Here is a 22,498-nt window from a genome sequence, read left to right as displayed (position 1 = left end):
ACGAAAGAATTTAATTTATGAAATCGCTGTCGGCGCGGCCGGCGTCCAGACCTTTACAATCGCATTAGATCGGCTCCAATGACCATAAAATAATCAAGATAGAAGGCAAAAAAAGAGCTGCATCACAGGGAAAATCCCAGCGTGGTGCAGCTTGATTTCGTTGACAGAAGTTTAACGGTCAGAGCGCGCAGTGCTCGATCTTACCCTCGATGATCGTTGCCAGACACGACGTCAGATTTTCAAACGGCATACCGTCAAAAATGGCGATATCCGCGTCTTTTCCGACTTCCAGTGAACCGATGCGGTCTTCAAGGCCTAAGAGCCGGGCTGGGCGAAGGGTAACCGATTCCAGTGCTGTTTCAAAGCTTAATCCATAGCGCATCGCAATTCCGATATCCGTCGGCAGCCAGACTGTATCCGAAGCGCCGTCCGCGGTCAGACAGAAATTGATTCCGGCTTCTTCAAAAACCGCCGGGGTATCCTGACGGCAGCCCCAGATTTCAAATTTCATCGGTCCCATTTTCAACGGTCCGACCACCGCCGTGATGTTCTTTTCTTTCAAGAATTCTTTAATTTTATAGCCTTCTGTGCAATGCTCAATCGCATAGCACAGATTGAATTCTTCAGCGATCCGGATCGCGGTGACGATATCGTCAGCCTGATGGCAGTGAATCCGGCAGCGGCGTTCTCCGCGGACAACCGGAACCAGCGGATCCAGGCGGAAATCCGGTTCAACCTGAACCGACGGATCGGTTTCCGCTTTCTTCAGTTTATCGGAATACACCTTGGCCTGAAATAAGGTTTCGCGTAAAACAGCGCCGGTACCCATGCGGGTCATCGGCATTTTTTTATCCGGCCCATAACAGCGCTTTGGATTTTCACCCAGCGCCATTTTCATGACCTCCGTTCCCGGAATCATCATGTCCTGAACCGTCGCGGCCTTTTTCAGCTTAAACGAGAAGCCGATGCCGCCGATGACATTAGCGCTGCCCGGCAGTGTACAGCAGGTTGTAAACCCGGCGTTTCTGACCTTGGGAATCGCTTCATCAAATGGATTGAAGGCATCCAGCATCCGCACCTGGGCGGTTACCGGATTGGTAATTTCATTGGCATCCATGGTCGAAGGCATCCAGGCCGGTTCATTTAAGCCGGACAGATGGCTGTGGGCGTCGATCAAACCCGGAGTGACCCATTTGCCGCAGGCGTCAAGAATCTGAGCCTGAGAAGGAATTTCAATATCTTTGCCGATCGCTGTGATCCGGCTTCCGTCAATCAGGATCGTGCCGTCTTCGATGACACCCTGCGTGACAGTGAATAATTTTCCATGTACGATTGCAATCATAAATCCCCCTGCTGACGGGTGAATTCCCGCTTACCGTCAATGATGACCTGCTCGCATAAGGTCAGGTTGGAGAATGGCATGCCGTTAAAGATCGCGATATCCGCGTCTTTGCCGACTTCCAGGGAACCGACCCGATCTTCCAGCTGCAATAAGCGTGCCGGATTGATCGTTACGCATTTCAGCGCCTGTTCAAAGCTGAGGCCCTGGCGCATCGCGATGCCGACGTGTACCGGCAGCCATTTGGTTGCGGAAGAATCATCGGCCATCAGACAGAAGTCTTCGATGCCGGCCTTTTCAAAGACCGCCGGCGTATCCTGACGGCAGCCCCAGATCTCAAATTTCTGCGGACCCATCAGCAGCGGACCGATGACAACCTTGGCTTTTTTTGCTTTCAAAAAGTCCAGGATCTTATAGCCTTCAGTGCAGTGTTCAATCGTGTAATCCAGCTGGAATTCCTCAGCGATGCGGATCGCCGTGACGATATCGTCAGCCCGATGGCAGTGAATCCGGCAGCGCATTTCACCGCGGACAACCGGAACGAGGGCTTCCAGATCAAAGTCGCGCTTGATATCCTTGCCTTTTGCCAGATCGTCGCTGTACTGCTTTGCCTCGAATAACGCTTTGCGCAGAACCGCGCCGGTACCCATGCGGGTCATCGGCATTTTCTTTTCCGAACCATAACAGCGCTTCGGATTTTCCCCCAGCGCCATTTTCATCATTTCTGAGCCTTCAATCGCGATTTCCTGAACGGTCGCGGCGTTTTTCAGCTTGAAGCTTAAACCCGTGCCGCCGATAACATTGGCACTGCCCGGGCCGGTGTAGCAGGTCGTAAACCCCGCTGAGCGGGCTGCACTAATTGCCATGTCAAATGGATTCAGCGCGTCAATCCCGCGGATCTGAGCCGTGACCGGTGCTGTGATTTCATTGCCGTCGCCGATATGCGGCATCCAATGCGGTTCATTGAACGTAGAGATGTGCGTGTGAGCGTCGATCAGTCCCGGCGTCACCCATTTCCCGGAAGCGTCGATGACCTCAGCTCCTTCGGGAATGGAAATGTCGGTTCCAATCGCTGTGATCTTGCCGTTGTCGATAAGCAGCGTTCCGTCTTCAATCGTTCCATTGGTGATGGTCAGCAGTTTGCCGTGTGTGATAGCGATCATTGTATGTCCCCCAATCTATATGAATTTATTGTATCCTAAATACCCTGAAAATCAATCCGTGATTCCGATCATTTTCATTAAATACTTCGCATTGCGCTGGGTACAGCGGCCCGGTTTCAGCTTGTAATCAAAGAAAATCTTCTGATCCTGGTAATGTTCTTCAAAATGAACGTTGATTAGCGACAGTCCAGCCTGTTCCTTCAGCTCGCAAAGTTCAAAATCATGCGTCGTGATCATCGCCCGCACCCACGGATGATTCAGATGCTTCAACACCTGAGCGCTGCCGTCAATCCGATCGAGGGAATTGGTACCCTTAAAGATTTCGTCAATCAGCACCAACATCGGTGTTTCCTGCCGAATTGCATCCATGATCTTACGGATCCGCAGCAGCTCGCCGTAGAACGTTGAAATTCCTTCATTGACATCATCACGAATCCGCATTGAGGTGAGTACCGTAAAACCGCAGGTCGTCATGCTTTGGGCACAGACGGGTCCGCCGGCTGCAGCCAGGATCTGATTCAGACCAACCGTGCGCATAAACGTTGTCTTGCCGGACATGTTGGAACCGGTGACCAGCGTCAGCGAATGATCCAGCGTAAAATCATTGCCTACCGCCTGTTCGGGATTGAGCAGCGGATGAGTCAGATGAGTAAAGGTCAGCACTGGGGCTGGGGTCTCATGAAACTGCGGCAGACAGGTTTCCGGATGGGTCAGGGCCATCATCGCCAACGCTTCCAACGCTTCCAACTCACCCAGCTGGTTCATGATGGCAATCCAAATCTGCCCAGCCTGAGCCTGCCATTGATTCCATGTCTGGACGCACTGCAGATCCCATAAAAGGAAAAGCTGGGCCGGCAAATAGAGAAATGGATTGGCCTGCAAGGACAATCGGCTGAGCAGATGGTCGAGCTGTTTGGCGCCTTTCAATAAGCCGTTGGGCTGGCGGAGCTGAACTTTCAGCGAATCGATCAGCGGACTGGAAAGAGATGAAGCATCCAGCTTCTGACAGCGGATCAGAGAATTCTGCAGTCCTTGTCTCACTTTGGCCACGGCCTGCAGGCGCTGGTGCACATAGCCCAAGGAAAACAAGGCCAGTGCGGACTGGACAAAAAAGATGAGGATAAAGCACAGCGGCGAGATCCAGCGCAGAAGGCTTAATCCCAACAAGGTCAGCGTCACCGCCGGCATCCAACGGATAAACCAGGCGGGAATCGGCAGGCTGACCGGCTGAACCAGCTCAACAAGCTTAACGTAAGCGAGAGCCGCGGCGGTTTGCGGGGACAGGGCATGCGTACATGTCCAATCCTCAAGCATAAAGTCCGGAGCCTGAATCAAAGCTTCAACCGTTTTCTGACGCTGCCGGATTTGATCCGCCGAAACTGTGTCCTGAAAATAAGCAGCCAACGCCTGACGGCCCTGCGGCAGGATCGCCATGCAGCAGAACTGATACAAGGAACGCGGTCCAAAGACGTCAAGATCGGCCATTGCCGGCTGATCCGGGGATAAATATTCCTCCCCGGTGTCCGGTTCCTGCTGCCACTGGCCGTTAAAACGCATTAAGCAGCGTGTCAATACACGGATCCGGGCTTCTTTTTCCAAAAGCTGCCGATGGTTTTTCTGATGGGCTGACAGCGCCAGACAAAAGCCTGCCAAACCGGCGGCGAAGATCGGTCCGTATCCGTAATGTCCGTCCACCAGCTGAAAAAAAGACCACGCGCTAAGGATAAACAAAGCGAAGCGAAGCACGGCGATCTGTGAATTTTTATGGTGAAACTGATCGCGCTGCGTCTGAGCCTCGTGAAGCTGAGCTTCCCATTTTTCTTTCTGCATCGGATTCCTCCTTCAATGTCCATGAATAGCCTTAGTATAAGCCAGATGCCGGGGAAAATCAAAGCTGGAAATCAACCCGGTGAATTCAGGTAAAGATTGTAAAATCGAAAGAACCAGGACTTAAATTACGAAAACAGCAGGAAAAGCGGCAAGGGTCGCTATTTTCATTCTGAAAAAAATATGCGATAATAAAAAAGCCTTTAAGACAGTTCTGCATCAGAGAACAGGAGCGAATTATTATGCAATCCATGGTCGTCTTTTATCAATGCCGCAGCCTGGCTGCGACAGATGCTTTTTATATTCAGCAATTAGGGTTAAAGCTTTGGCATATCCAAAACGGCTGTCATATCTACGACAGCGGATACGGATATCTGGGATTTGTCGAAACGGATTATTTTGAGCTTCCGGCTTATTCGTGCATTTCCTTTAACTGTGAAAACTGTACCGAAGTGGATCGGCTTTATGAAACATTCAAAGGAACGAAAGGGGTTCGTGCGCCGCAGCGGCATCCGCAGTTTGCGGTGTATTCCTTTTTCATTCAGGATCCCGATGGCTATACAGTCGAGTTTCAAAAGATTTTAGAGGAGGGAGAACAATGAGCGAGCGTGTTGTTCAGACGGTAACGCCGCGTCAGCTGCGTCGGGAATTCAATGGTATCGGCTTAACGTTTCTGGTCGTTTTTGCCTTAGCGGCCGGGGTGATCTTCGGATATCAGTGGCTGACTCCAATTCTGGAACCGTATTATCAGACTGTGGACCGGCAGGCTGCGGAAATGGGAATCCGGATCGTTGTAACCTTAGTCGTCATGCTTCTTCCGTTTCAGGTGTATGCCGCGCTGAAAAAGATCAAAACCGGACGGTTTTTCGGCGCCTGCCAAGGTGAATGGCGGGAAATTCTCGAACTGATTCTGATCGGTCTGGCACTCAATCTGCTTTTAACCTTCATCGTCGGGATTTTGGCTTTGGTGCTCAGCTGGTCAAATATTCAATTCGCTTCTTCAGAAATGATTGTGCAGGGTAAGCTGCCGGCAGTCATCTTAAGTGTTGTTCAGGCTGTTCTGATCTTTCCGTTATGCGAGGAGTTTATTTTCCGCGGCGTGTGTCTGCGCAGCTTTGGCCGCATGGGCAATTATTTTGCCATTTTTGCCAGCTCACTGTTATTTTCGCTGATGCACGGCAATCTGATCAGTATTCTGCCTTCCTTTTTCCTGGGCGTTTTTCTGGCGGTCGTCACAATGCGCTTCAATTCGATCCTGCCGGCGCTGATCATCCACATTGCGATCAACCTGCAGACGGTGGCTTTGCAGTGCGTGCCGGTTCAGTATTCCTGGATTATCGGCTTAAGCTGCATCCTCATCTACGCCTTGGCGTTAGCCGCGCTGATCCGCAATCGGCATCAGCGGATCATCATCCGCCGGGAGGCGAATCCCTGGGTTTTGATCCAGCAGTTCTTTCTGTCCTGGGCGATGGTGATCACGCTGATTTTGTACGGTGTTTTGAACGTATTAACGATTAAACTTTAATCAAACCGGTTTCGGCCGGTTTTTTATTTTATGTTTTTTTTAAAACACATTTGTTTTGCCGAGGGAATCGAACAGTGATACACTGATTTTATGAGAATGGAGATGACGGAATGAGAACAACATTTACTTACGATCATTACGCAGATTATGCTGAGCTGACTGAACGTTTGCTTTACTTTAAAGAACAGTATCCGAAGTATATGCACTTGAAGAGCTTAGGCCAGACGCCGGAAGGGCGAGAACTGTGGGCTGTGGAAGTCACGGATCTTGGCACCGGGAATTTTGATGAGAAACCGGCGCAGCACATTGACGGCAATACGCATGCCGGGGAAGTGACCGGTTCGATGGCGGCGCTGCATCAGCTGGATGTTCTTCTGACGATGCATGATGATCCGCAGATCGCCCGGCTGTTGCAGACCTATACCTTTACCTTTATTCCGCGGATTTCGCCGGATGGGGCAGAAGTCTATCTGAAAACCCCCGCTGCACTGCGCTCGGTTAACCGACCTTCGGGTAAAGCTTTGGAAGGGGTCGTCCGGCAGGATCTGGATGGGGATGGCGTGATCCGCTGGATGCGGATTGCGGATGAAGACGGAGCCTGGGCGGCGGATGAGGAAGAACCGCGGCTGCTGCGCCGGCGCCGTCCGGATGAAATCGAAGGCGTGTTTTATACCGTCATGCCGGAAGGGATGCTTCAGGGAAAAACGGATTCTGTGCTGAAAGCCGCACCGGCGTTGTGGGGATTGGACTTTAACCGCAATTATCCATGTTGGTGGAAACCGGAACAGCCCGGCGCGGGCAATTATCCGCTGGACAACCCGGAAACCCGGGCTGTGGCTGATTTTCTGATCGCGCATCCCAATGTCGGCGTGATGATCACCCATCATACCAGCGGCGGCATGATTCTCAATCCGCCAGGCCCGTTTTCTGAAGCGCAGCAGGAGCCGCTGGACCGTAAGATTGTTCATGCGATCGGCGCGCTGGCGAAAGAAGAAATGGGATATCCGCTGCTGAATCTGTACGATGGCTTTCACTGTACGGAAGAAGACTATGCCGCCGGGGCCGGTGACGACTGGGCTTATCTGAACCGTGGTATTTTTGCGGTGACAGCGGAGCTGTGGGATTGTCAAAGCCGAGCTGGAATCTCGGTGGAAGAACAGCTGGATCCAGATCTTGGCGAAGCGGAGCGCTTACGCCAGCAGAAACTGACATTAAAGTGGATCGACGCGCACTGCCCGCAGGCCTGGAAGGCTTGGACAGCGTGGGATCATCCGCAGTTTGGTCAAGTAGAAATCGGCGGTCTGGATTACAAGTTTACCATTCAGAACTGTCCGCCGGCTTATCTGAAACAGGAATGCGAGAAAGCGACGCGGTTTGCGCTGCGTCAGGTTTGCCTGCTGCCAAGACTGGCCATTCGTCGTTTCCAGGCGCAGCCGTTAGGCCATGATTTTGTGAAGCTGAGCGCTGAAATCGTCAATCATGGGTATCTGCCGACCTATATCAGCTCTCAGCGTAGGCAGATGAAACTGGCGGAACCAATCCGGGTAGAGCTGAGCGGGGCAGAGATTATCCAGGGACAGGCGCAAAGTGAAATTGAAGCGCTGGAGGGCTATGCTTTGGATCAGACCGAGCTGTCCTTTTCCGGCGTCTATGGCCAAACTGCAGCGATGCGTAAGCAGTTTGAATGGATTATCCGGGCCCCAGCGCCAACGACGGTTGAGCTGCAGGTCATGTGCGCTCAGGCCGGACAGATCCGCGCCGTATGCACGATTGAATAAGCACACAGTGGAAGGACAAAGGGAAGCGCCGTATTTCTGCGGATGTTTAAGCCAGGATTATTTCAGCTGCCAGAAATAGGCGAAGTATAAGGAGAACTCCATGCCGGAATTGATGAAGAACAAAATAAACGAACAATCGCTGTACGAATTAGCCACGCGAATCAACCAAATCGATCCCTCGTTTGCGGTGCGTGCGTTTGTCAGCGATGGGCTGCGCGAGCCTTGGGAAACACTGACGCTCAAAGCCCGCATCCGCAAGATTGCGCTTACCCTGGGGCAATATCTGCCGCAGGATTATCGTTCAGCGGTCTCAATTCTCAGTCAGGTTGCCGCCGGATATCCGCCTACCGTCAACGGATTGTCCTTGTTATGTCTTCCTGATTTTGTTGAGGTCTTTGGTCAGAAGGAGGCGGATTGGGATATTTCGATGGCGGCGCTGGAACAAATGACGCCGATCGCCACCGGGGAGTTTGCGGTCAGAGCCTTTATTCTGAACGATGAGCCGCGAATGATGCGGCAGATGGAACGCTGGACGCAGCATCCGAATGAACATGTCCGCCGGCTTGCCAGCGAAGGCTGCCGGCCGCTGCTGCCTTGGGGACAGGTCTTAAACGGTTTCCGGAAGGATCCGCTTCCGGTGCTGAAGATCTTGGAGCTCTTGAAAGCCGATCCCGCTCCCTATGTGCAGAAAAGCGTGGCGAACAACCTGAACGATCTATCCAAAACACATCCCGAGTTGGTCCTTCAAACGGCTTACCGATGGTATGGGGAAAATGAAATCACCAACTGGATCGTCAAACATGGCTGCCGGACCTTGTTGAAAACAGGCAATGCCCAGGCCCTGGCGCTGTTTGGCTTAGCGGATCAGGAAAGTGTGAAGGTTGCGAATTTTCGCCTTTCATCCGCATCCATTCAGCTGGGAGAAGACCTGAATTTCAGCTTTCAGATCGAAGCTCATAAAGCGGTGAAAGTGCGCTTGGAGTATGCTATTGATTATGTTAGGGCATCGGGAAAACGCAGCCGCAAAATCTTCAAAATCTCTGAGCTTACGTTAAAGGAAAAGGAAAAACGGACATATGTCAGAAAGCATTCCTTTGCCGATACGAGCGTGAGAAAGCATGTTCCAGGACGGCATTCCATTACCTTGATTGTCAACGGCGCAAAGCTGAAAACACTCGATTTCGAAGTGATGGCTGCCGTGATATGATCCGGCTTTGATTTCAGTTCAGACAGTTCAATGAAAAGAAATAAAAAGAAAAACAGGAAGCGCCCCCAGCTTCAGCGATGAAGAACGCGGATTGGGTTGACTTCCTGTTTTTTTCTATGATTGGACTGATTTTGGATGCGTTTCGAACGTTGAAGCTTAAGCCAAAATGAGGCTTACACGCTGAAATTCGGATCCGTTTCTGTTTGGGAACAGCTTAAACTGTCCGGCCGGCATCATTGCCCGCATGAATCGCCTTGGCAATGTTGAATGGATGAGCGCAGTCGCCGATCGCATAGGTTTCTGAAACTGCAATCCCCTCGAGCAGGCTGGTGTTTGGCAGCATGTCCGCTCCGTTGACAATCGCATCGCAGGCAATTTCCATTTCCACGCCGGTTTCTGTCAGAATGACGGCTTTGTTCTGATTCACAGACTGAATCGAAGCCTTTGGCCAGGCGCTGAAGCCCAGGGCATACAAGGCCGTCGTCATCATCCGCATTGCATGCTGGGATTGCTGCATATCCAGCTCTTCCGCCGCGTTCGGGGTGACCATCGTAACATGTTTTTTATGTACGGTTAACCACAGTGCCATATCAAAGGCCTGAGCATTGGAACCGTAAACAATGACGTTTTCGCCCATTTCGGTAAACATGGCGGACTCGATGTCCACAACCGGCGCACTGCCGTCGCCATTGACTGTCAGCGTATCACGCAGACCGCCGGTAGCCAGAATGACGGCATCCGGAGCTTCAGACTGAATCTTAGCAGCATCAATTTCAACCCCGGTTTCCACCTTAACTCCGGTGATTTCCAGCTGTCGGATCAGGTAGTTCTTGAAATCCTGCAGGTTTTCGTGCGGACCTTTCACGGTATGGGCAAAATCCAATAATCCGCCCAGTGTGCCTTTCTTCTCATAGAGGGTGACATTATGACCGCGGGCTGCCGCGATGCGGGCAGCTTCCATGCCGGCCGGACCGCCGCCGATGACCATGACATTTTTAGCTTTTTCAACCGGCGGTAGTTCGTAGGTTGCCGGGCCGCCTTCGCGCATGACCCGCTGCGTCATCGCATTGACGCGGCAGTATCCCGCCATGGCATTGGCTTCGTTGCTTCCGATATGGCAGTGCAGACAGCGCGTACACGGCGCAATTTCATCAAGCCGGTTCTCTTTCAGCTTGTTGACATATTCCGTATCTACAGTTAACGGCCGGGTCATCAAGAAGAAATCAGCCTTGCCGTCTTCCAGCGCCTGTTCAAAGAAATCTGGGGCATGCGCCGGATCCATGTAAGTAACGACGCCGCATGGGATGCTGACGGCAGCTTTATAACGCGCCGCGACATCCAGAAGCATGCCGGCACCGCTTGTGTCGCCGATCAGCTGTCCCTGCCAGTGTTTCTTGAAATCAAACTGCGTACCGAAGCCGGAGGCGCCTTCAATTCCATTTAAGATAAAGTACAGATCGCTGCCGAACTGCGCAACATGATGGCCTAACGGACCTAAACGCAGATGCATGGAATCAGCACCGGCCGCTTCAAACAACTTGGCGAAGGCAATGCCTTCCTCAACGGTCGTGACTTTCGTCCGCGGTGTTGTTACGGCGTTGTCCAGCGTCATCAGCGTCGGGTTGTTGGCGACGTTGTCGTTTTCTTCAATCGCGTCGATCAGAATCTGAACGTTGAAATCGTCACCGCAGGCCTGCTTGATCTTGGTGATGCATTCGGTGACGAAACGGGCGCGGTTTTCCAGTGTGGTGCAGCCATATTCATCAGTCCGGGTATTGTAAAAGCGGGACAGGAAATGCTCGCCCATGTTGAAGCCGGCGGCATTGATTTCAAATGCTTTAAAGCCCAGCTCCTGCATGCCTTTGGCGATTTGAGCACCGCGGTCTTCAATCGCCTGAATCTGGTCTGGAGTCATTTCGTTTTCCCCAGCACCAAACTGAGCCCATTGATAGCCCAGGCTGGCTCCGTATTTCGCACATTCTTCGACCAGCTTTTTGCCGAAAGCCAGGGTTTCAGCACTGTAGCCGCTGCCATCAGCCGGAATTTCCAGTGCTGTGATGCCTTCAACATAGATCATCTCCACGCCGCCCTTAGCGAAGTTGACATAATATTGAAGCAGTTCATCCGTCAGTCCGGCCAGGTAAGTTGCCGAACCGGCGGCGGATTTCACCATGCGGTGGCTGAGCTGCAGCGAACCGACAGTCAGCGGTGAAAACAGCGTTTTCAATTCTTTGGTATGCGTCCGGTAGTCATCGCGCTGGATGTTGAGATACGCTGCGGCGATCTTGTCATTTTCGACAGAAGGAGCCGGTGTAGTGACCTCCGGGGTTTTTTCGTTTTCTGTCGAACAGCCGACTAACCCCGCGGCCATGAGTGATAAAGCCGTGGCGCCGCTTCCCTTCAGGAAGTCGCGCCGTGAAATTTTGACCATGATTCTTTCCTCCTCTTATGTTAGTATTTTAACAATCAAAGGGCTTACACTTCATCATCTGATTGCTAGATTATTCACACAGGATTTTGTGCAAAATGCCGAAAATCCAGATAAGGACGTCCAGGTTATGATAAAATAAAGAAAAAAGGGGGCGTAAGGATGCAGGCTAAAGCTTTGCTCGAAAAGATTAGAAATGATTTTTCAATTTCAATTCCGCAAAATTCAGGCAATATGCCGATCCTCCGCTGTCAGCTAATCTTTGCGAAGCCCGCGGTGCTGACACCGCAGACATTGTATATCCAGGCGGAATCCTTCGTGCTGGATCCGTCAGCTTTTTCCGACAGCTTCTTTCTGATGAAGGATCGGGGAAGCGCAGGATGCAATGCCGCCGTTTATCATTCCGGCAGCGCTCTGGATTTATATCAGGTCCTATCCATGCTTTTGACCGACGCCGAAGCCTATGCCCAGGCAATTTCTGCGTTGCAGCAGGCGGCCGGAAAGGGCGGAGGCATTGAAGCGCTCGTGAAAACAGCTTACCAATATATCCAGAATCCGATCCATATTCTGGATAAAACGTTTTCGCTGATTTACTCCTGTCCGCAAACGCCCAGCGGCAACGCGATCTTCGATCATTTCTTAATTCATGGAAAACCGCATCCGGAGTATCTCTATCATGTCGAAGCGACGATTATGCATTTCAGCGAACATCATATCCGCTGCGCCCAGATTATTGATTATGATGCCGGCCCGCTGAAACTGATCAGCTGTTCGATTGGTTCCCTGCCGCATTTGCTAGGCGGAATTGAAGTTCTCCAGCTGAACCGTCCGTTTACGCAGAATGATGTCAAGATCCTGGATCAGCTGGCGCTGCTGTTGCAGATTGAATTGTTTAAGGCGAACAATGCCGCGGAAAAAGCAGATACGCAGTTTGAATTGCTGATTCAGGATATCCTGTACCGCCGGTTTCTGCATCCTGAGCTTCTGCAGCTTCGCCTTCAGCCGTTCCCGCAGCTGCAGAACCGCCGCTTTTGTCTGCTGCTAAGTCAGATCCCCAAAAGCAAAACCTGTACGCTGAAATATTATCATGAAGAAATAGTGCGCTGTGTTGATGTCATTGAATCCTTTCAGCACCAAAATGATCTCTATTTCCTCATTGATCCTGCTGGCTGGGAAACAAAAAATCATCAAGCGCTAGACAAGCTGGCTGTCAAATCCGGAACTTTGATGATTCTCAGCGATCCGCTGGACAGTCTGATTCATTGTCCGGTTATCGTCGCGATGCTTCAGGGCGGGCTGAGCGTAATCAGTAAGACGAATGGGTTATACCTTTTCAGAGATCTTTATTTTAAAACGCTGCTGCATTCGCTTTCCAGTCCTAGCTCGCTGACCCTGCCGGATTTTATTCATCCTGGGATTCAGCGGCTGAAAGATTTTGATCAGCAGCATCAGACCGATTTTCTGGAAACGCTTAGGCTCTATCTGCAATGTCAGTGCAGTCCATCGCAAACCGCGGCACGACTTCATCTGCATCGGAATTCACTGGCATATCGACTTCAGAAAGCTCGTCAGATCAGCGGCTTTTTCAGCGAGAACCCACAGGATTCCCAGAATTTTCTGTTGGCGATTCAGATCGATGAATACTTAGGATCTTAATTCTGCCAACGGATTTTAAGCTGGCAGCGCTGCGGCGAGAAAGTAGTGCAGATGGAAATTTCAGGCTGGGAAGCCGCCCGGCTTTGAATTTAGTCATTTTGATGATAAAATAACAAGAAAAGAAGACAGAATTCATTTCATTCGAGGACTGAATAAACGGAGATAAACGATGATGTACTATGAAGATTTAATGGGAAAAAATGCGATTGCCACCGTCAAGGTATCCCGCGAGCTGCTGAAATATTCGGTTGGAGAACGTATTCCAACGGTCAGCGAGTTTGTGGAATCGCTGGGATTAGCCCGAGGAACGGTTCAAAATGCAATCAAAACGTTGATTAATCACGAAGCTGTACGAATTGAATCAAAGGGGCATCTTGGCTCCTACATTGTAAAAAAGAACATGCGGATGCTGCTGAAATTTGCCGGCGTGCGGATGTTGCTGGGGACGATGCCGCTACCTTACAGCAAGCGCTACGAAGGGCTGGCCTCCGGCTTGATCGCGTCGATGGAGAACAATTATGACCTGCCGATCAACCTAGCCTACATGCGCGGGTCCGTCAACCGCATCAGCATGGTCCTGCAGAAACGCTATGATTTTGCGGTTGTTTCCCGCTATGCCGCCAATCATTTCTGTGAAAAATATCCGGATAAAATTGAAATTGTCCTCGGATTTGGCCCGGGTTCTTATTTGAGCAGCCACGTGATCATGTTCCACAATCCGAATGTCAATGAAATTCAGGATGGTATGAAGGTAGGCACCGACTCAACCTCGATTGACCAGAAAGAACTGACACAGTCAGTATGCCGGGGGAAAAAGGTAGAATTTATCGAGATTGAATATTCGCGAATCATTGAGCGCATCATTTCTGGTGATATTGACGCGACCGTCATGAATATAGACGAAGCCAACGATAAGCATGTCAAAATTCATACCCAGCCGATTCAGAGCGGAAATCTGGACAACACGGAAGCTGTGCTGGTCGTAGCCAAGGAAAATGAAATTTCCTCTTTAATCAAGGAACTGGTCGATGTGGAAACGGTACTGAATATCCAGCGTTTGGTTTTGGAAGAAAAAATCACGCCGAGTTATTAAGCCAATTGAGTTGATTTCAATGATAGTTGATCCGAAAACGCTGAACGGCGTTTTTTTCTTGGCTTTAAAACCGAAAGAAACATAGCGGATTATTCAAATCGCAGAGAAAGGAAAAACCAGGCTTAACCTTCCATGAAGGTAAACAATCCAGATTAAATTCAAAATACAAAAAAATGTATTTTGCTTGTTGACTTTCTCACTTGCTGGGGATATACTGAAATTGTAAATACAGAATATTGTATATTGGGTGAGAGAGATGAAAGAAATCAAATGCTACCGCTGCGGAAAAACTCATTCCGTCGCGGCGTTGAAACTGCGGAAAGCTTGGGAATGTACGCATTGCCATGGGGTGATGGTGCTGGATTTACCGACTCAGCGAAAATTAAAATATGTCCGGATGCTGTTTGTCGCCGTCATCGTCAGCTTACTGATGTACGGCTGCAGTCAACTGGGAAGTGTAACTAGTTATATCGCATTGATCATTACCTGTTCGCTTGCGATTGTCATCACGCAGTTTTCCGATCAGCTTTGTCTGTGGCTGACGGATAAGCTATTTGGCTTAAAGTATATGCCGGTGGAAAAAGACAAGAATTCCCCGTTAAAAAACAGACAGAAAGGAAAATGAGAAAGATGGATTTTACGGAAAGATTGAATTTGTATTTGGAAGGCGGCATGATTCAGCCGGAAGATGTTGCGGATATCCAGGCGATTATCGCGATGTTTGACACGAAGTATCACATTGTCCTGCAGGAAGAAAATGCAGATACGTTTATCGCGCATCTTTGCGCCGCCTTTGGCCGAACGGCAAGCGGGGAGGAAGTTGAGCCGCTGCCGTCGGAAGTTAAGGCCGAGCTGGAAGGACTGGACAGTTATCCAAAATCAAAAGAAATGTTACAGGATGTTATGGCAGCGGCACGCAATCGCTTGAATGAAACCGAACAAGATTACGCGCTGCTTCACATAAATAATCTGATTGCCCGGCTGAACGAGGAACAGCCGCAGTTGGATTAAGGGGAATCTTATTAGTAAGAGGAGGTAAACATGGAAGGAATCATTACTAATTTTGAATTTTCACTGCCGTTTCGTGCGATCGTATTGATTGCGATCTGTGCCTGGGCAAGCTTGCTCTCGCACAAATGTATTTCCAACTTCAACGACGGCGCCCGACCTGTCTTTCCGGAATTGATGGAAGGCCGGATGACGCGTGCTGAGTTTGCCGTAGTCGTTACCGGCATGGGTTTCGGCTGGGTCTTAGCCGGGTTCAGCCAGTGGTTGGGCACGGGACTGATCGCCTGTCATCTGACGCTGATCGCGACGGACTGCTTAGGCGCCTGGTCGCCGAACAAATGGGTGGCATTGATCATCGGCGGCGCTTATGGAGCATTGTGCGCCTTCGGCACCAGCTTCATCAATTCCGCCTTCACCGCTCTGCCGTATAACTTCCTGAATGATTTAACGCAGATCAGCTCCCCGGCATTGCCGGTGTTCTGCATGTTCCCTGCGGTTGCGATCGCAAGCCAGTTCGGGGCTAAAAAGGGAATTACAACGGGTGTAATCGAAGCGGTCGTCTACATTTTCTGTACGGTTGTCGGCGCTGTCAATCTGGGTTCGATTTCCGTCAGCCTGTATCCGTATACCTTTGCGATGCTGGCCGGCATGATCTGCCTGTTGGTCTATTCAATCCAGGGAAGCAAGAATTCTGAAAGCGTGGAAAACGATTCAGAAACTGAGAACCTGTTTACGAAGAATGCCAACCGGATTAAGAGCAACTGGGTTTATCTGTGCATCCAGGGTGCGCTGAATGCTTTAGGCATCCATGTCTTAGCTCAGGCTTATCAGCCTTACGTTTTATCCTCGGCCGTTCTGGCAGGCAATATGGGCACGTTTGAATTGGCGATGATCGGCGTTATTATCGCGTTTATTCCGCTGATCGTATCGACCGCTCTGGCCACCGGCGTTTATCAGGCCGTCGGTCTGACGACCGTCATGCTGGTGGGCTGTCTGGCACCGACCTGGTGGCTGGCGCCAATCTTCGGCTTCGTTGCCGAATTTGCAGAAATTCAGCTGCTGGGACTTTTGGGCAAAGGACTCTCGAAGTTTCCGGAGCTGTCCAAATGCGGCGATTATATTCGTGATGCGATGGTTTCCTGTATCGGCTTAGCGTTAGTTGCTGGTTCATTCTTGGCAGCCAATGCAACCTGGGGCGCGGTCGGCCTGATGATCGTCGGCGGCTTCTTCGTCCTCAACGATGTAACCGGCCAGCGTATTCCGAAGTCGGCTGTGGGTCCGTTAGCGGCGGTCGCTGTTGGAATTCTGTTCAACATCATGATCTTTTTAGGATTTGTCGCGTTATAAGGAAATAAAAAAGGAGAATTGCTTATGTTAAAAATTGAATGCTGCGGATTAACCGCTTTACAGACAAAACAGATTATTGAGAAAAAATTCCCGGGTCTTGTCGAGACCTCTTTAGATCCGGATATGATCGCGGCCCGCAAAGTCAAAAGCGGCGAGGTGGATTTTTACTTAGGAAGCTGTATGACCGGAGGCGGCGGTTCAATTGCGACAGCGATTATGGTATTGGGGTATGGAAACTGTCTGACGGTTTCCAAGCAAGGCAATTGTCCAAATGAAAAACAGATTCGTCACCTCATTTATTCAGGCAATCATAAGGCGTTTGGGTATGTGAAAACGCATACTGAACAAGTTGTTCCAGCCTTGGTGCAGGCACTGCTTGATAAATCTGAAGGAAAACCTGAATAGCGAGTATTGATTTAGGGGCATCTTCGGATGCCTCTTTCATTTAAGGAGGTTATGCAATGATCCGTACGGTAACAAACGATATCGAAAAAGAAGAACTTGGCATTACGATGTGCCATGAACACTTTATTGTTGATTTGGATCGCGTCCGGCATGACGGCATCAGTAAGATTGAAACTGTGGAAGAAGTCGAGCCGGAAATTCAACAGATGATGGCGCTGGGCGTCCAGGCCGCGGTGGAGGTCAGCACGATTGATCTCGGACGGGATGTCCGCAAGCTCAAGCAGATCAGTCAGGACACGGGCTTGACCATCATTGCCGCGACCGGATTCTATTTAACCCAATACCATCCGGAATGGCTCAAGGAAGCCTCGCCGGAGCAGATTGCGCAGGTGTACATCAGGGAACTAACGGAAGGGATTGACGATACTGGAATCAAGGCCGGGATTATCGCCGAAATCGCTTCGTCCCCCGATCGGTTCGAAGGAGAAGAAAAAAAGATTTTACAGGCGGCAGGCATCGCCAGCCGGCTTACCGGCGCCGCGGTGTCAACGCATACTAGCCGCTTTACCGCAGTGGAAACCATTGAAACGCTGCTTGCGGAGGGCGTCGATCCGGATAAGATCATCATCGGTCATCAGGATCTGATCGACGATAGCGCGTATCATGCCCTTCTGTTGGAATACGGCGTAAATATCGCGTTTGACACATGCGGTAAGAAAGCCTACATGCCGGATGAAACGCGTGCCCGCAATGCGTTAAAAATCATCGAAGCGGGGTATGGTGATCATCTGCTTTTCAGCAATGATATTTCCCGCCGAACGTATTTTACAAGCCACGGCAAAGCCGGCTACCTGAGCGTGATGAAAGAGGTTGTTCCGCTGTTAAAACAAATTGGGGCGAAAGAGGAACAGATAAGACGGTGTCTTGTGGACAATCCGGCGCGAATTCTGGATAACGAGTGGAGGTAAACTATGTTTTTGAAGTCCTGTCTGCAAAATAATTCAAAACTGATCGAGTTCGCCTTTCACGCTCACCAACAGGGATTGATCCTTCCCGATACGTATCTGCTGGATCTTGACACGATTGTTGAAAACGGCAGAAAGATGCTCGAAACGGCCCGGCAAAATGAGGTGAAATTATTCTTCATGCTCAAGCAGCTCGGCCGCAACCCCGTCATCGCGAAACGCCTGGAAGCTTTGGGGTTTGACGGCTGTGTCGCCGTGGACTACAAGGAAGCGCTGCTGATGATCGAGCATGGCGTCCATTTAGGCAACGTCGGACATTTAGTTCAGACGCCCAAAGCGGCAATGAAAAAAATCGTAGCCGCCCGGCCGGACGTAATGACGGTGTACAGTCTGGAAAAGATCGCGGAGATCAATCAGGCTGCCGCTGAGCTCAACGTGATTCAGCCGCTGATGCTGCGGATCACGGATGCGGATGCCAGCTTGTATTCGGGACAGGTTGCCGGTTTCTTCAGTGACGAACTGCCGGAAATCCTGCATTATTTGAAAACGCTGAAGCATGTCTGCTTAGGCGGAATTACCGTTTTCCCGGCACTGCTTTACAATGAGGAAGCCAAACAAATTCAAGCGACAAGCAACGTCAACGGCTTGCTTCGGGCACTGCAGCGAATTCAGGCGGAAAGCTCGCAGCCGCTTTTGATCAACATTCCCAGTGCCACTTGCTGCGCTTCGATTCCGCTCATCCGTCAGTTAGGCGGCAATAACGGCGAACCCGGACATGGCTTAACGGGAACGACACCGCTGCACAAAGCTGAACTGCAGCCAGAGAATATCGGATATGTCTATGTTTCTGAAATCTCACACAACTATAAGGATAAAGCGTATTGCTACGGCGGCGGTCATTATCGGCGGGGGCACATGGAGTATGTTTTAGTCGGTTCTGATTCAGCGCAGGCCAGGCTGCTTCCGATTGCGGCTCCGGATGATGATTCGATTGACTATCATTTTGAAATTGACGGCCGCTGTACAGTTTCAGAAACCGCGCTGATGTGTTTTAGGGCCCAGATTTTTACGACCCGCTCGCAGGTTGCGATCGTTGAAGGACTCCATCAGGGGACACCAAGAATCAGCGGTCTTTACGATGCGATGGGCAAAGAAATCAAGGTGAATTGGGAGTAACCATGAAAGACAATTATAAGCTGCAGCATAAAACGGCGCTGCTTAATCCTTACGGTTCCGTAGTTCGGGTGCTGGAAGCCGATCCTGCCAAGCTGTTAGTGGGGATTAAGAACGTGAAATCGATTCCCAACAGCTTGATGCACAAGCTGGAACCGGCCGGGTTTACACTGCATACGATTGATAAAAAATCCCAGCTGGCGGGCCGGGCAGTTGACACGCAGCTGATCAACCCGATCAGCGGTCGGTGGATGTCCGGTTCCTCATCCGGAACCGCGATCAACGTGTTCGCCGGGATCAACGATTTGGGGATCGGCAATGACGGCGGCGGAAGCGTCCTGGCGCCGGCGATCAGCGTCAATATTCTAAGCTTTATCAGCAAATTGATCGAAGCCGATCGTCCCCAATCGCTCAAGCCGAACACGGACAACATGACGGCATCCAATTCGATCGGCTTCATGGCGCGGGATAAAAAGATTCTGTATCAGGCCATTCGTGCTTCAATCGGCATTGAACCGGCTGAAAAAACCGGGCTGATTCTGGCGGATCGGGATTATCCGCCTTTAAAAACACAGATCATTGACATCAAGGATCCAATGGCTCCGCGCGCAGAACTGACAATCTATTTGAAAGAAGTTCTGGCACAGTGCGATGTCTTGATGATCAGCGAAGGACCAATAGACCGCAATGGGTTTGGCGACTCGCTGTTCGGCCATTTCGACGAATCGACGCAGCGCATCCAGCAGGCTGCCGGAAAAGGCTATGTCCGGGTCTGCAATTTAGCCGATGCGACAGCCCTGTCGCTGCCGCAGGCAGCATTAGGAACGGCGACCTTGTTGATGTGTGAAAGCAAGCCGGAGAAGATCGCCCGGTTATTGCATGCAGGGGAGCAGCTTGAGGAAGTTCATGATGCCCTGATCGAACGTTATTTCCTGGATCTCAACAATTATTTTATCGACGGTTACGAAATATAGGAGGAAGTGTATGAACGTTTATCCATTAGAGAATATTACCTTGCAGCAGGCCATGCAGAAACAATTCCGGCTGGTCGACTGCATCACCCGGTATTTCAGCGGTTCCGAGAGTCTGACGCGCGGAGATCTGGGCGTCCGCCAGCCCGGCAATCAACCGCTGACGACGCATAAAGCCGAACAGGCGATCGCCGCCTTCTTCGGCGCAGAAGACTGCATTTTAGTCCGCGGCAGCGGAACCGGTGCGATTCGCTATGGTCTGAGTGCGATGGTGAAACCACAGGCCAAAATTCTGATTCATCAGGCACCGGCCTATTCAACAACGCAGACCAGCTTTGAAATGTTTGGTCTGATTGCGGTGGAGGCGGATTTCAATGACCCGGAAGCGATCGTGAGGACATTGAAGGAAAATCCGGATATCTGCGGCGCGCTGGTTCAGCACAGCCGTCAGAAGATCGACGACCGGTATGGTCTGGCAGAAGTCATCACCGTAATCAAACAAACGGCGGACATTCCGGTGCTGATCGATGATAATTACGGCGTAATGAAAGTCGATCGGATTGGCTGTGAATGCGGTGCGGATCTTTCCTGCTTTTCCACCTTTAAGCTGCAGGGGCCGGAAGGCATCGGCTGCGTGGTCGGAAAGCAAAAATATATTGAACGGATTCGGAAGATGCACTATTCCGGCGGCAGTCAAACGCAGGGATGGGAAGCGCTGGAGGTTCTGCGCGGGCTCACCCTAGCGCCGGTTATGCTTGCCTTGGCAGATCAGGCGGCCAAAGAAGCGCTGAGCCGGATCCAGGCAGGGGAAATCGCAGGCATTAAAAATGCCTACCTGGCCAACGCCCAGTCCAAAGTCTTGCTGATTGAACTGACGGAACCGATTGCGAAAAAGGTGCTGGCGGCTGCTGAAAAACATGGCGCCCTGCCTAATCCTGTCGGCGCCGAATCCAAATATGAATTAGCGCCGATGTTCTACCGGGTGTCCGGAACCTTCCTTCGCTCCGATCCGACCTATGCTGATACGATGATCCGCATCAATCCGAACCGGGCTGGGGCCGAAACGGTTTTAAGAATTCTGGCGGAGAGCATTCAGGATGCCCAAACGGCCTGAGACGCAGGAATTCAGCCATGAGTAAACGATTTATTATTATCGTGCTGGATGGCTTCGGCATCGGTGCGATGGCGGATGCCAAAGCCGTGCGGCCAGGCGATGAAAAGGCTAATACGCTTCGCAGCCTCCTGCACGATCATCCTGAGCTGAAGCTGCCCACACTGGAAAAACTGGGTCTGATGAATGCCTATGGAGCGGAAAGCGCCCAGATGAAATTCAATCCCCAAGCCAATTTTGGGAAGAGTGAACTGATGCACTTCGGCGCGGATACGTTTATGGGACATCAGGAAATCATGGGGACGCTGCCCCGCCAACCGGAGGTGCATCCCTTCCAGCAAAAGGTGGATCTTGTCGCTCAACATCTGAAAGATCATGGACATCAGGTCAAGATCATTCAGCGGCAGAACTTGCGGTATGTCGTCTGCGATGAATTCGTCACGATTGCGGATAATCTGGAAGCCGATTTGGGCATGTGCTACAACGTGACAGCCCCTTTGGATTTCATCTCTTTTGAATCCGAGGTTGAAATTGCCGAGCGGGTGCGCGAGGTGGTCACCGTCGGCCGGGTGATCGTCTTCGGCGGAACCGGCAATACGATGCAGGATCTCTATCAGGCCGAAGAAATTAAGCAGGGACGGTTCATCGGCATCGCTTCAGCCAAATCCAAATCCTATGAACAGGGCTATCAATGCCGTCATCTGGGTTATGGCGTCAACAAAGAGGTGCAGGTTCCGACGATTCTGACCCGAGCGCAAATTCCATGCATGCTGATCGGCAAGGTTGCGGACATTGTCGCCAATGATTTGGGAACGAGTATATCCTGTGTGCCGACTGAGGAATGCCTGCAGCTGACCTATGAAGCACTGCAGAAGATGGATACGGGCTTTATCTGCACCAATGTTCAGGAAACAGATCTTGCCGGACATTCGCAGGACAGTACCGAATATGTGCGGATCCTGAAACAGGCGGATGCGGGACTGGCGCGGATCCTGCCGTTGTTAACCGAGGAAGATATTCTGATCGTTCAGGCGGATCATGGCAATGATCCGAATATCGGCAGCAGCCGGCATACACGTGAGTGTGTCCCGCTTTTGATCTATCGCAAGGGCTTATCCGGCGTCCGGATCGGTACACGGCGCACGATGTCTGACAACGGAGCCACGTGCTGTGATTTCTTTGGCGTCCGCGCTCCGGAAAACGGAACCTCCTATCTTCAATACCTTCAATAATCAGAAAAAGCTGAACTTTGACCCGGATTGTAAGTTTTAAGAAACTTATTCATCAAAAATACCGGAGCCAACCTACGACGAAACGCTGTCCTTGGAAACCATAGGCGGCGTTTTTACGTACATGTGGCATCGTTATTGAATCGGGGGCAGAGGTATAATATATTTGTAAGCTGGCTTCCCTTTCAACGGAAAAGGGAGTTCGTTATGGAGAATAGAATCAATGATTTAGACATTAGGTAAGAATATGCAAGATTTGCTTTTTCCTGCAAA

The 22,498-nt window shown here is 50.9% G+C and carries 19 protein-coding genes; 15 read left to right on the top strand and 4 right to left on the bottom strand.

The window, feature by feature from the left end:
- Positions 1–178: 178 nt before the first annotated feature.
- The 3 genes from MCG46_RS12430 to MCG46_RS12420 are packed head-to-tail and all read right to left on the bottom strand — an operon-like array spanning position 179 to position 4,332.
- Positions 179–1,342 (bottom strand): amidohydrolase, encoded by a 1,164-nt coding sequence (locus tag MCG46_RS12430; RefSeq protein ID WP_240280288.1) that lies wholly within the window; start codon positions 1,340–1,342, stop codon positions 179–181.
- Complete coding sequence (locus tag MCG46_RS12425; RefSeq protein ID WP_240280287.1) at positions 1,339–2,502, bottom strand: amidohydrolase; 1,164 nt, start codon at positions 2,500–2,502, stop codon at positions 1,339–1,341. The genes MCG46_RS12430 and MCG46_RS12425 overlap by 4 nt, the downstream gene beginning before the upstream one ends.
- A 51-nt stretch (positions 2,503–2,553) precedes the next feature.
- The gene (locus MCG46_RS12420) at positions 2,554–4,332 is read right to left on the bottom strand and encodes a MutS family DNA mismatch repair protein (protein WP_240280286.1); all 1,779 of its coding nucleotides are present in this window, start codon (positions 4,330–4,332) and stop codon (positions 2,554–2,556) included.
- Between the two features lie 239 nt (positions 4,333–4,571).
- On the opposite strand from MCG46_RS12420, the gene MCG46_RS12415 reads away from it, so the two are divergent.
- From MCG46_RS12415 to MCG46_RS12400, 4 genes are all read left to right on the top strand, one after another.
- Positions 4,572–4,931, top strand: a complete 360-nt coding sequence (locus MCG46_RS12415; RefSeq protein WP_240280285.1) for a VOC family protein — start codon at positions 4,572–4,574, stop codon at positions 4,929–4,931.
- A complete protein-coding gene (locus MCG46_RS12410; RefSeq protein WP_154237811.1) occupies positions 4,928–5,854 on the top strand; it encodes a CPBP family intramembrane glutamic endopeptidase in 927 nt (308 codons plus the stop codon). The genes MCG46_RS12415 and MCG46_RS12410 overlap by 4 nt, the downstream gene beginning before the upstream one ends.
- A gap of 110 nt (positions 5,855–5,964) precedes the next feature.
- The gene (locus MCG46_RS12405; protein WP_240280284.1) at positions 5,965–7,632 is read left to right on the top strand and encodes a M14 family metallopeptidase; all 1,668 of its coding nucleotides are present in this window, start codon (positions 5,965–5,967) and stop codon (positions 7,630–7,632) included.
- Positions 7,633–7,732: 100 nt separating this feature from the next.
- Positions 7,733–8,839 (top strand): DNA alkylation repair protein, encoded by a 1,107-nt coding sequence (locus MCG46_RS12400; RefSeq protein WP_240280283.1) that lies wholly within the window; start codon positions 7,733–7,735, stop codon positions 8,837–8,839.
- Between the two features lie 214 nt (positions 8,840–9,053).
- Here MCG46_RS12400 and MCG46_RS12395 read toward each other — a convergent pair whose 3' ends face one another.
- Positions 9,054–11,270 carry an FAD-dependent oxidoreductase gene (locus MCG46_RS12395; protein WP_240280282.1) on the bottom strand — a complete coding sequence of 739 codons (2,217 nt, stop codon included), beginning with the start codon at positions 11,268–11,270 and terminating at the stop codon, positions 9,054–9,056.
- A gap of 159 nt (positions 11,271–11,429) precedes the next feature.
- Here MCG46_RS12395 and MCG46_RS12390 point away from each other — a divergent pair, with 159 nt between their 5' ends.
- From MCG46_RS12390 to MCG46_RS12340, 11 genes are all read left to right on the top strand, one after another.
- Entirely contained in the window at positions 11,430–12,923 is a 1,494-nt protein-coding gene (locus MCG46_RS12390; RefSeq protein ID WP_240280281.1) for a helix-turn-helix domain-containing protein, read from the top strand.
- Positions 12,924–13,092: 169 nt separating this feature from the next.
- Positions 13,093–14,016: a GntR family transcriptional regulator YhfZ gene (gene yhfZ / locus MCG46_RS12385; protein WP_020224070.1), complete on the top strand. Its 924-nt coding sequence runs from the start codon at positions 13,093–13,095 to the stop codon at positions 14,014–14,016.
- 256 nt (positions 14,017–14,272) lie between these two features.
- Complete coding sequence (locus MCG46_RS12380) at positions 14,273–14,641, top strand: hypothetical protein (protein ID WP_240280280.1); 369 nt, start codon at positions 14,273–14,275, stop codon at positions 14,639–14,641.
- Between the two features lie 5 nt (positions 14,642–14,646).
- Positions 14,647–15,027 carry a PRD domain-containing protein gene (locus MCG46_RS12375; protein ID WP_240280279.1) on the top strand — a complete coding sequence of 127 codons (381 nt, stop codon included), beginning with the start codon at positions 14,647–14,649 and terminating at the stop codon, positions 15,025–15,027.
- Positions 15,028–15,057: 30 nt separating this feature from the next.
- Positions 15,058–16,371 (top strand): YhfT family protein, encoded by a 1,314-nt coding sequence (locus tag MCG46_RS12370; RefSeq protein ID WP_020224067.1) that lies wholly within the window; start codon positions 15,058–15,060, stop codon positions 16,369–16,371.
- A 24-nt stretch (positions 16,372–16,395) separates the two neighbouring features.
- A complete protein-coding gene (locus MCG46_RS12365) occupies positions 16,396–16,776 on the top strand; it encodes a DUF2620 family protein (protein ID WP_240280278.1) in 381 nt (126 codons plus the stop codon).
- A 56-nt stretch (positions 16,777–16,832) separates the two neighbouring features.
- Positions 16,833–17,744 carry a phosphotriesterase family protein gene (locus MCG46_RS12360; protein WP_240280277.1) on the top strand — a complete coding sequence of 304 codons (912 nt, stop codon included), beginning with the start codon at positions 16,833–16,835 and terminating at the stop codon, positions 17,742–17,744.
- A gap of 3 nt (positions 17,745–17,747) precedes the next feature.
- On the top strand, positions 17,748–18,917 hold the full coding sequence (locus MCG46_RS12355) for an alanine racemase (protein WP_240280276.1): 1,170 nt from the start codon (positions 17,748–17,750) through the stop codon (positions 18,915–18,917).
- Between the two features lie 2 nt (positions 18,918–18,919).
- On the top strand, positions 18,920–19,888 hold the full coding sequence (locus tag MCG46_RS12350) for an amidase family protein (protein ID WP_240280275.1): 969 nt from the start codon (positions 18,920–18,922) through the stop codon (positions 19,886–19,888).
- A 10-nt stretch (positions 19,889–19,898) separates the two neighbouring features.
- Entirely contained in the window at positions 19,899–20,999 is a 1,101-nt protein-coding gene (locus tag MCG46_RS12345) for an aminotransferase class V-fold PLP-dependent enzyme (RefSeq protein WP_240280274.1), read from the top strand.
- 17 nt (positions 21,000–21,016) lie between these two features.
- Positions 21,017–22,228: a phosphopentomutase gene (locus MCG46_RS12340; protein WP_240280273.1), complete on the top strand. Its 1,212-nt coding sequence runs from the start codon at positions 21,017–21,019 to the stop codon at positions 22,226–22,228.
- Positions 22,229–22,498 lie beyond the last annotated feature (270 nt).

The sequence above is a fragment of the Holdemania massiliensis genome, assembly GCF_022440805.1.
GTDB classification, from domain to species: Bacteria; Bacillota_I; Bacilli_A; order Erysipelotrichales; family Erysipelotrichaceae; genus Holdemania; species Holdemania massiliensis_A.
This window is presented reverse-complemented; position numbering and strand designations above follow the sequence as displayed.

Bases quoted from the DNA above. Each gene is read 5' to 3' on its own strand.
- MCG46_RS12355 (WP_240280276.1), top strand. From the start codon at position 17,748: ATGTTTTTGAAGTCCTGTCTGCAAAATAATTCAAAACTGATCGAGTTC.
- MCG46_RS12370 (WP_020224067.1), top strand. From the start codon at position 15,058: ATGGAAGGAATCATTACTAATTTTGAATTTTCACTGCCGTTTCGTGCG.
- MCG46_RS12405 (WP_240280284.1), top strand. From the start codon at position 5,965: ATGAGAACAACATTTACTTACGATCATTACGCAGATTATGCTGAGCTG.
- MCG46_RS12340 (WP_240280273.1), top strand. From the start codon at position 21,017: ATGAGTAAACGATTTATTATTATCGTGCTGGATGGCTTCGGCATCGGT.
- MCG46_RS12430 (WP_240280288.1), bottom strand. From the start codon at position 1,342: ATGATTGCAATCGTACATGGAAAATTATTCACTGTCACGCAGGGTGTC.
- MCG46_RS12410 (WP_154237811.1), top strand. From the start codon at position 4,928: ATGAGCGAGCGTGTTGTTCAGACGGTAACGCCGCGTCAGCTGCGTCGG.
- MCG46_RS12365 (WP_240280278.1), top strand. From the start codon at position 16,396: ATGTTAAAAATTGAATGCTGCGGATTAACCGCTTTACAGACAAAACAG.
- yhfZ (WP_020224070.1), top strand. From the start codon at position 13,093: ATGATGTACTATGAAGATTTAATGGGAAAAAATGCGATTGCCACCGTC.
- MCG46_RS12350 (WP_240280275.1), top strand. From the start codon at position 18,920: ATGAAAGACAATTATAAGCTGCAGCATAAAACGGCGCTGCTTAATCCT.
- MCG46_RS12345 (WP_240280274.1), top strand. From the start codon at position 19,899: ATGAACGTTTATCCATTAGAGAATATTACCTTGCAGCAGGCCATGCAG.
- MCG46_RS12375 (WP_240280279.1), top strand. From the start codon at position 14,647: ATGGATTTTACGGAAAGATTGAATTTGTATTTGGAAGGCGGCATGATT.
- MCG46_RS12420 (WP_240280286.1), bottom strand. From the start codon at position 4,332: ATGCAGAAAGAAAAATGGGAAGCTCAGCTTCACGAGGCTCAGACGCAG.
- MCG46_RS12415 (WP_240280285.1), top strand. From the start codon at position 4,572: ATGCAATCCATGGTCGTCTTTTATCAATGCCGCAGCCTGGCTGCGACA.
- MCG46_RS12400 (WP_240280283.1), top strand. From the start codon at position 7,733: ATGCCGGAATTGATGAAGAACAAAATAAACGAACAATCGCTGTACGAA.
- MCG46_RS12425 (WP_240280287.1), bottom strand. From the start codon at position 2,502: ATGATCGCTATCACACACGGCAAACTGCTGACCATCACCAATGGAACG.
- MCG46_RS12360 (WP_240280277.1), top strand. From the start codon at position 16,833: ATGATCCGTACGGTAACAAACGATATCGAAAAAGAAGAACTTGGCATT.
- MCG46_RS12395 (WP_240280282.1), bottom strand. From the start codon at position 11,270: ATGGTCAAAATTTCACGGCGCGACTTCCTGAAGGGAAGCGGCGCCACG.
- MCG46_RS12390 (WP_240280281.1), top strand. From the start codon at position 11,430: ATGCAGGCTAAAGCTTTGCTCGAAAAGATTAGAAATGATTTTTCAATT.
- MCG46_RS12380 (WP_240280280.1), top strand. From the start codon at position 14,273: ATGAAAGAAATCAAATGCTACCGCTGCGGAAAAACTCATTCCGTCGCG.